At 64.0% G+C, this 8395-nt stretch carries 6 protein-coding genes; 2 read left to right on the top strand and 4 right to left on the bottom strand.

Annotated features, from left to right (window positions below; genetic code table 11):
• Nucleotides 1-160 precede the first annotated feature (160 nt).
• Complete coding sequence (locus tag RMO89_RS19050) at nucleotides 161-955, top strand: enoyl-CoA hydratase/isomerase family protein (protein WP_310535152.1); 795 nt, start codon at nucleotides 161-163, stop codon at nucleotides 953-955.
• Here the strand turns inward: RMO89_RS19050 and RMO89_RS19045 are convergent, their stop codons facing one another.
• From RMO89_RS19045 to RMO89_RS19030, 4 genes are read right to left on the bottom strand one after another with little or no spacing between them, the layout of a single operon-like run.
• Nucleotides 956-1288, bottom strand: a complete 333-nt coding sequence (locus RMO89_RS19045; protein ID WP_310535150.1) for a hypothetical protein — start codon at nucleotides 1286-1288, stop codon at nucleotides 956-958.
• 47 nt (nucleotides 1289-1335) lie between these two features.
• The gene (locus RMO89_RS19040; RefSeq protein ID WP_310535149.1) at nucleotides 1336-4776 is read right to left on the bottom strand and encodes an indolepyruvate ferredoxin oxidoreductase family protein; all 3441 of its coding nucleotides are present in this window, start codon (nucleotides 4774-4776) and stop codon (nucleotides 1336-1338) included.
• Between the two features lie 10 nt (nucleotides 4777-4786).
• Nucleotides 4787-5788 (bottom strand): AraC family transcriptional regulator, encoded by a 1002-nt coding sequence (locus tag RMO89_RS19035; protein ID WP_310535148.1) that lies wholly within the window; start codon nucleotides 5786-5788, stop codon nucleotides 4787-4789.
• 45 nt (nucleotides 5789-5833) lie between these two features.
• On the bottom strand, nucleotides 5834-6808 hold the full coding sequence (locus RMO89_RS19030; RefSeq protein ID WP_310535146.1) for an enoyl-CoA hydratase/isomerase family protein: 975 nt from the start codon (nucleotides 6806-6808) through the stop codon (nucleotides 5834-5836).
• A 239-nt stretch (nucleotides 6809-7047) separates the two neighbouring features.
• Here RMO89_RS19030 and RMO89_RS19025 point away from each other — a divergent pair, with 239 nt between their 5' ends.
• Nucleotides 7048-8097 (top strand): AraC family transcriptional regulator ligand-binding domain-containing protein, encoded by a 1050-nt coding sequence (locus RMO89_RS19025; protein WP_310535145.1) that lies wholly within the window; start codon nucleotides 7048-7050, stop codon nucleotides 8095-8097.
• Nucleotides 8098-8395: the final 298 nt, after the last annotated feature.

Here is an 8395-nt window from a genome sequence, read left to right as displayed (position 1 = left end):
ACCCAATCGAAAGTCTCGTCAAAACCGGACATCACATACCTCTCCTCAATGCCGCCAATTGAGCCCGGAAGCGTGCGGCGATCAAGGGCTTGGCAGGCCTATATCGCAGGGGCGCGGATTGGCGGATTGCCGAGGCGCACGGCGGTGCTAGACAGGCCCGATGAGCGAAGTTCCCCAGTTCGAAACCGTCCAGCTCGTCCGCAAGGGGCGCCGGCTCGACATCGTCCTAAACCGGCCTGACGCGATGAACGCGGTCAATCTGCAGTTGCACGACGAGCTTGCAGAGGCGCTGCACTTCGCGCGCATCGATGCTGCATCCGACGTGATTGTGTTGACCGGCGCTGGCCGGGCGTTTTCGGCCGGGGGCGACCTCGACCACATCCTGAAAAACGCGACGACGCCCGCGCTGTTCGACCACGAGGCAGAAGTTGCCAAGCGCATTGTCTATACCCTGCTCGATATCGACAAGCCGGTGGTCTGCAGGCTCAACGGCCATGCCGTGGGCCTCGGCGCGACATTGGCGCTGTTCGCCGACGTCATTTTCGCGTCGGAAAAAGCCAAGATCGGCGATCCACACGTTCACCTCGGCTTGGTCGCCGGGGATGGCGGCGCAGTGATCTGGGCAGCGCGGATCGGGCTTGGCCGGGCGAAGGAGTTCCTGCTTTCAGGCGATCTGCTAACGGCGCAGAAGGCTGCGGAGATCGGCCTGGTCAACCACTGCCTGCCGCTGGAAGAGCTGGACGGCGCGGTCGATGCCTTTTGCGACAAGCTGCTCACCGGCGCGCAATATGCCATCCGCGCGACCAAGGTCCTGACCAACATGGAGCTGAAGCGCGTTGCCCACTCGCTGATGGAAGCGGGCATCGCGATGGAATCGGTCAGCGTCCGCAGCGCCGATCATAGGGAAGGCGTGATGGCGCTGCGGGAAAAGCGGGCTCCGAAGTTCGGGGGCTGATCAGCCCTCCACCCGATCGCCGAATTCCTCGAACACCACGGTATAGGCATTGGCGCTGTCCGCTGCGTCGCACGGAGTCATCTTGCCTGACGCCGAAGCCGCACCGATCGCGCCCAGCGTCTGGCGGATGTCATCGCATTCGATGTCATAGATCGCCAGATAGGGCCGCTCGTCATAGCCCTGCAGCGGTGCGGCCAGCTTGTAGCGCTGGGCGCCGATGACGCCGGGCATCGCGCAGAGTTCGACCAGATGGACGTTCTGGTACCAGTCATTGAATTCCTCATCGCGGCCTTCAACGGCACGGGTCAGCGCTATCATCTTGTAGCGGGGCATTTGGGTTCCTCTCTCCCGGTTTCGGTGGCGAGACTACCCTGCGCCGGTCAATCGGCAAGCCGCTCCATGAGCGCTGCCGCCTGTTCCCGCCAGCGCGATACGCCGGCCTCCTTGACTTCGCCAAATCCGGCGACTTCGCGCGGAGATGCAGCAAGCTCGACCGCGAGGGCCAGTTTTGCCGGAGACAGCGATACGATCGCCGCGTGAAGCATCGCGAGATATTCGCCGGCCAGCGCGCGTTCCATGCGCCGCTCCGCCGTGTGGCCGAACGGATCGCACCAGCGCCCACGCAGGCCCTTCATTGCTGCGAGCACGCGGAAGAGCGGGAATATCCATCCCCCGAACGCGATCTTGCGCGGCCTGCCGGTGCGCGCGTCCTTGCCCAGCGGCAACAGCGGCGGGGCGAGCCAAACTTGCAATGTCGGCGCGCCGCCAAACCGGTCACCCAGCGCGGCGCGGAATTCCGGCGCGGTGTAGAGCCGCGCGACCTCGTATTCGTCCTTGTAGGCGATCAGCCGGGCAAGCTGGCGCGCCGCTTCGATCAGGAACGGCTCGCGGTCCGAAGTGCCCTTCGCCGCCAGCGCGGCATCCAGTTGCTCGATGTCCGAGCAGTAGCGCGCCGCCAGTGCCGCATCCTGCCACGCCGTCAGGTGCCGCGAACGGCTTTCAATCATGGCAGCAAGCGTCTTTGGCTCACCCGCGCGTTCCAACCGATCACCCGCCAGCGCGAACAGCGCCTGCGGATCGACTGCTGCCAGCCGGCCCATGGCGAAAGCATCGAGATTGTCCTGCACCTTGACGCCATTAAGCCCGATTGCCGCCTCAACTGCCTCAATCCCCACCGGCAACAACCCTTGCTGCGCCGCGAAGCCGAGCATCATCAGGTTGGTATAGATCGAATCGCCGCACAGCCGCGTTGCCAGAGACGATGCGCGCAGGGTGAAAATGCCTTCTGGCGCGATGCGTTTGCCGATGGCGGCGAGGAAGCGCGCCGATGACAGATCGAGATCGCGATTGGTCTGGAATTCGCCGGTCGGCTGGACATCGGCATTGGCCAGCAGCCGGGTATCGCCCCGCGCCATGGTCAGCACATCGGGCGCGGAGGCGACGACAAGATCGCAGCCGATGACAAGGTCCGCCTGTCCCGCGCGCAACCGCGCCGAAGGGATGGCTTCTGCAAATTCGGCGATCCGGACGTGGCTGGTCACCGCCCCGCCCTTTTGCGCCATGCCGGTCATGTCGAGCACCTTGGCCGCCTTGCCCTCCAGCTGCGCCGCCATCGCAAGCAGCGCACCCACGGTCAGCACGCCGGTGCCGCCGATGCCGGTGACAAGCATGGCGTGTGGCGCTGCGCTTACATCGATGACTGTCGGCACCGGCAGTTCAGTCACCCGCCGCGCCAGTTCATCGCGGTCGAAGCCATGGCGTGCAATCTTCGCGCCGCGCACGGAAACAAAGCTGGGGCAGAAGCCCTTGATGCAGGAATAATCCTTGTTGCAGCTCGACTGGTCGATCGCCCGCTTGCGGCCGAATTCGGTTTCAACCGGCTCGATCGACAGGCAGTTCGACTGCGTGGAGCAATCGCCGCAGCCTTCGCAGACCGCCGGGTTGATGAACAGGCGGTGGTCGGGATCGGGGGCCAGCCCGCGCTTGCGGCGGCGGCGCTTTTCGTTGGCGCAGACCTGATCGTAAACGATGGCCGAAGTGCCGGGGACTTCGCGCAATTCGCGCTGCACTTCGTCGAGGTGGTCGCGGTGCAGCACGCGCTGGCCGGGGGGCAGGTCGGCCGCCTTGAATCGTTCCGGATCGTCGCTGACCAGCACCACCGGATGAACGCCCTCAACCACCAGTTCGCACACGATCTGCTCTGGCGTCAGCGCGCCTTCAGCCGGCTGGCCACCGGTCATGGCAACCGCATCGTTGTAGAGGATCTTGTAGGTCACCCGGCTCTTCGCCGCGACCGAAGCGCGGATCGCCAGCAGGCCCGAGTGGGTATAGGTGCCGTCGCCCAGATTCTGGAACATGTGGGGCGCATCGACGAAATGCTGCGCGGCGAGCCAGGGCATCCCCTCGCCGCCCATGCCCACGGTCTGCATCGTGTTTCGCGAGGGCATGTAATGCGCGAGGCCGTGGCACCCGGTGGCGCCCATCGCAGCTGAGCCTTCGGGCACCAGCGTCGAAGTGTTGTGCGGGCAACCCGAGCAGAAATAGGCCGGGCGGCTGGCGGTGAGCGACAGACCCTTGGCGCCGTCCTCCAGCGCGGTCAGCGCAGCGTGACGGTCGCGCAAGTCAGCATCGGCCATGCCCAATGCTTCAAGGCGCTGGACCAGCGCGCGGCGCACTGATCCGGGGTCAAGCACGCCGACAGAGGAAAGTAGCGGCCTACCCTCGCCATCGGTCTTGCCGGTGAGGCGCGGAGCCTTGGCCTCGCCATAAAAGGTGTGGGCGAGTTGCTCCTCGATCACCGGGCGTTTTTCCTCGACCACCAAGACTTCCTCCGCGCCAAGGCAGGCCTCGCGCGCGAAATGCGGTTCCAGCGGCCAGACCATGCCGAATTTGGCCACGGCCAGGCCCAGCGCCTCGCACCGCGCCGCGTCCAGCCCAAGATCGTCGAGCGCCTGGGACACGTCGAGCCACGCCTTGCCCGCCGTCGCGATCACCAGCCGCGCGCCGGCCCGGCCATGGGTGATACGGTCGATCGCGTTCGCCCGTGCAAAGGCCTGCGCCATCGGCAGCCGGTGATCGACGACCAGCGCTTCTTGCTGAAGCGCGGTCATGCCCTGCCACAGGTTGAGCCGCACGCCGGACGGCGCATCGGGCATGATGATCGGAAAATCAGTTCCCGGCAGCGTTACCGTGCTCGTCAGGTCGAGCGTATCGGTCACAGCCTTGATGCCGATAAAAAGCCCGCTGGCGCGCGACATGGCGATGGCCAGCTGGCCAAGGCGTAGCAGGTCTTCGGTCGTCGCGGGATAGAGCGCCGGTACGAAACCAGCGATCAGCGTATGTTCGCTCTGGTGCGCGGTCAGCGAGCTTTTCGCCGCATGGTCATCGCCGGCAAGGATCAGCCCACCGCCCTTCGCCGCCGTACCTTCGAAATTGGCCTGCTTGATCGCCTCGCAGGCGCGGTCGACGCCGACACCCTTGGCATACCACAGCGAAAATACGCCATCGACGCGGGGCTTGCCGTACCAGTCAATCTGCTGGGTGCCGCGCAGTGCCGTCGCCGCCAATTCCTCGTTGAGGCCAGGCTCAAAGCGGATGTCGTGCGCGGTCAGCAGCTTTTCCGCTGCCCACAATTGCGCGTCGAGCGTGGTGATCGGCGATCCTCGATAGCCGGTGACATAGCCCGCCGTCTTCAGCCCCGCCGAGGCATCGCGCCGCGCCTGATCAAGCAGCAGACGCACGACCGCCTGCAGCGAGGACAGGGTTACCTGCCCTTCGCCCTGCAGAAACTTGTCGTCCAGCGATACGACATGCTTGGTCATTCAGAGCGCATCAGGGAAGCGCGATGCCGGTTTCATCATGCCCGGCGTCATTGTCCGCAAGCCCGCGATATTCACGCGGATTCTTGTTGAACACCCGCTTGAACATGCGGCTGAAATGCGCCGGGCTCTTGAAGCCGACGCCATAGGCGATCTCGCTGATCGAAATGTCGCGGGCATCGGTGGCGGTGAGCCACGAACGCGCCTTTTCCAACCGCTGCTCCCAGACCAGTTCGGAAAAGCTGGTGCCTTTGAGCCGGAGCAGGAACGAGAGGTAGCGAGGGCTTATGCCGCAGCCGCGCGCAACCATCGTGGTCGAAAGCTGCGGATCGGACAGGTGGACCTCGATGAAGCGCAGGACTTCCTCCAGCCGCCGGTCAGCGATGGTCTGGCGCGTGGCGATGCCTTCGCTGTCGGCCTTCACCGCGTTCCCGATGATCTGCAGCGCGCAATCGACCAGCGCGCGGGCGCTGTCTGGCGTCAGGTTGCCGTCGTCCTCGAACACATCAGTGAACAGGTTCTCGGCAATCGCCATTTCCGGCCGCTCGCAGTGCAGGAACAGCCCGGTATCAAAATCGCGGGTGATATGCGCGCGCAGGATGTGGGTGGGCACGGTGACGTGCAGCGTCTGGTTCACGCCTTCCTCGTCGACGTTGCATTCGATGAGGAACGGCGACATCGACCGGGTGATCGCGAAGTCGCCGGGATGGGCCACCTTGTTGCCGCACTGGTTGGACAGGCCCAGGCTGCCGCGCTTGACGAACCACAGCACGGCAAGATCCGTCGCATCCTCACGGATGTGCTGGCGGGTGCGGCGGAAGTAGCTCTTCGGGCTGGTGGTCATCCGGATGATCGAGATCGGCCCGACCGACTTGCGCTCGGCCTTGACCTCTACCGAGGGGCCTTCATCGAGCCAGTAATCGCCGAGGTAGTATTCCTGCGACCGTTCGCCGCGAAACAGTTTCTGGCATTCGCGGACGTTGCGTCGATCGAGTGAAAACAGTGTTTCTGCCATATGCCCTCTCCCAAAGGCGCCCTCTCCCAAAGGCGGTTTCAGTGCTTATCCCTTGCGACCCTTCATCGAGAGCCGCCATTCCGGGGGGTAATTGAGGTCATTGTTCTTCACCACCTTGCCGATGCCCTGCTCAAACGTGGCCCCCTTGCCGAGGTTGACGTCGTTCGCGCCGTCATCCTTCATCAGCGGCAACATGCCTTCGAGCCAGCCGGTCAGCAGGCTGCCGAAATATTCGCCGCGGTACTGCTTGTAGGCCTCGATAAAGGTCTTCTGCGCCACGACGACATCGGTTGGCCGGGTGATCGAGCAGGCATTGGCGTATTTCGCGGTCTCCGCCTCAAGGCTCTCGCGCGATACCACCGAATTGACGAAGCGGTTGCAGGTGAACATTTCGGCCGCGGTGAACGGACGGCCGGTGAACAGCATCTCCGAAAAGGCGCGCAGGCCCACGGTTTCCAGCCACTGCCACATGCGTGGCCCCCAGCCAGCATAGCGGAAGCTCGGGTGACCAAACAGCGCATCGTCCGAGGCGACGATGATGTCGGCATCGGCGCACTGGTAGAAGTGCCAGCCATAGCAATAGCCCTTGGCCTCAATGATCGAGATCTTCTTGAACTCCTGAAGCGGCCGGTTGCCCGAGCGCGCCTTGGCGTAATAGTCAGTCAGGCCATGGAGATAGCGGTAGGACCCCGGCGGCGGGTATTTCACGTCCTCATCGTCGATTTCGAGGTCGGTGAGAAAGCCGTCGCCCGGCTTGGGATTTAGATAGAGATCGCCGTGCTCGTCCAGATCGCCGCCCGAACCGAGGTGATCGCCATCGCCGCGAATCACTAGCACCTTGACGTCATCATCGATGTTCGCCTTGTGCACCAGTTCGCCAAACCGGGCGCGCATGCCGATTGTCGCCGTGTTGTGCTTGTCCATGCGGCTGAAGGTGATCGTCGCGATGCGCGTGGCTTTGTCCTTGACGTAAAGGACGTGCTGTTCGGCTTCGCGCTTGTGATCGGCGATCGTCTTCATGCTCAGGCTCTCCCTCTGGCACTATGTTTTCTTGAATGCTGGTCTGCCACAGCGCGAAAGGCAACCACCTGCAATTGGTGCAAGCCAATCGATAGCAGGCGCGGATGGCGCTGGACACGGCCCGTGCGCGTGATAGCTTCGTCGACAACAACCGGAGTCCCCGCGCAGGCGGGGTCCTCAGGCCGTGTGGCGCTAACGCGCCTGAGGTCCCCGCCGGCGCGGGGACTCGGGAGTGGCTCATGCCAGGCGAACCGTTTTTCAGTATCGATGGCCCGCTGGATGTATCCCCGGCGAGCGGACAGGTGCGTGCGGCCAACTTCGCCGGGCTGGCCCAACTGACCCGCACGCTGGGCCGCGATGCGCGTGGGATCATGGAACGTCACGGTATGGAGGCCCGCGTCCTCTCCGACCCGGAAAGCCACATCGGCGCGCAGCAACTGGCCGACGTGTTCGAATATTGCAGCGCCGCTTTCGACGACAGCTTGTTCGGGCTGCACTTCGCGCAGAACCAGGACCCGGACGTGTTCGGCTGCATCACCGCCCTCGCCCGCGCCGCGCCGACCGTGCGCGAGGGGCTCGGCGCCTTTGTCGAATACATGCCCGTAGTCCATTCGCCTGACAGCGAGGTCCTGCTGATCGAAGACAAGGAAACCGCCGAGTTCTGCTGGCAGGTCAACACTGACCTCGGCATCAACGATCAGGCGCATTACCAGGCGGCCATGCTCAACGTGAAGCTTTTGCAGATGCTCGGCGGGCCAAATTTTCGCCCGACATGGGTCAGCCTGTCCGCCGAACCGCGCGCTGCTGACCTCCCCGAGATGGAGCGTCTGCTCGGTTGCCGAGTCCACGCCCGGCGCAACCGCAATTCGATCGCCTTTCCGCTCCACACGCTCGATCAGCCGCTGCCGACGTCGAACCGGCTGCTGTATCGCCTGCTCGGCGGATATCTGGAACGGGTGCGCGACACGCAGAAGGTCGGGCTGGCCGAAAAGGTGGCCAGTTATGTGCGCGGTGCGCTGCCGGCGGGCAATTGCTCGGTCGAACGCTGCGCCGCCAAGCTGGGGCTGTCGGTGCGGACGCTGCAATCGCGGCTGGCCGAACAGGGGCTGCGGTTTTCGGAACTGGTCGAAGGCCAGCGCGAGGCCATCGCCCGCGATTTCCTGCGTGCCTCTGTGCTCTCGCTGGACGAGATTACGGAACGGCTGGGGTACGGCGACCAGACGAGCTTTGGCCGGGCGTTCAAGCGCTGGACGGGGATGACCCCGCAGGCGTTTCGGATTGCCGTGTGAAAGGAAACTTTGCCAAAGCCGTGGACGGCGTGCGCGTCCTCATTGGCATGGGTAAGCGCATGCCTGAGATTGCTCGCCGCTTGCCCTACAGTTACGCATACGCTGAACGGATCATTCTAGAGCGCTTGGACGCTCAGTTCCCTCGGGGCACTTGTGAGCGCCAACTCGTAGCCGACTTACAAAACCAAGGTTTCTGCCTTCAACACAGCGCTGACCACAAATTCGCAACGTTCAACGACAAGCGCTTCCCCGTCCAGAACGTTCTCAACATAGGCTGGCGATCCGTTGATGGCCGATT

The sequence above is a fragment of the Novosphingobium sp. genome (assembly GCF_031424035.1).
In the GTDB taxonomy this organism is placed as follows: domain Bacteria; phylum Pseudomonadota; class Alphaproteobacteria; order Sphingomonadales; family Sphingomonadaceae; genus Novosphingobium.
This window is presented reverse-complemented; position numbering and strand designations above follow the sequence as displayed.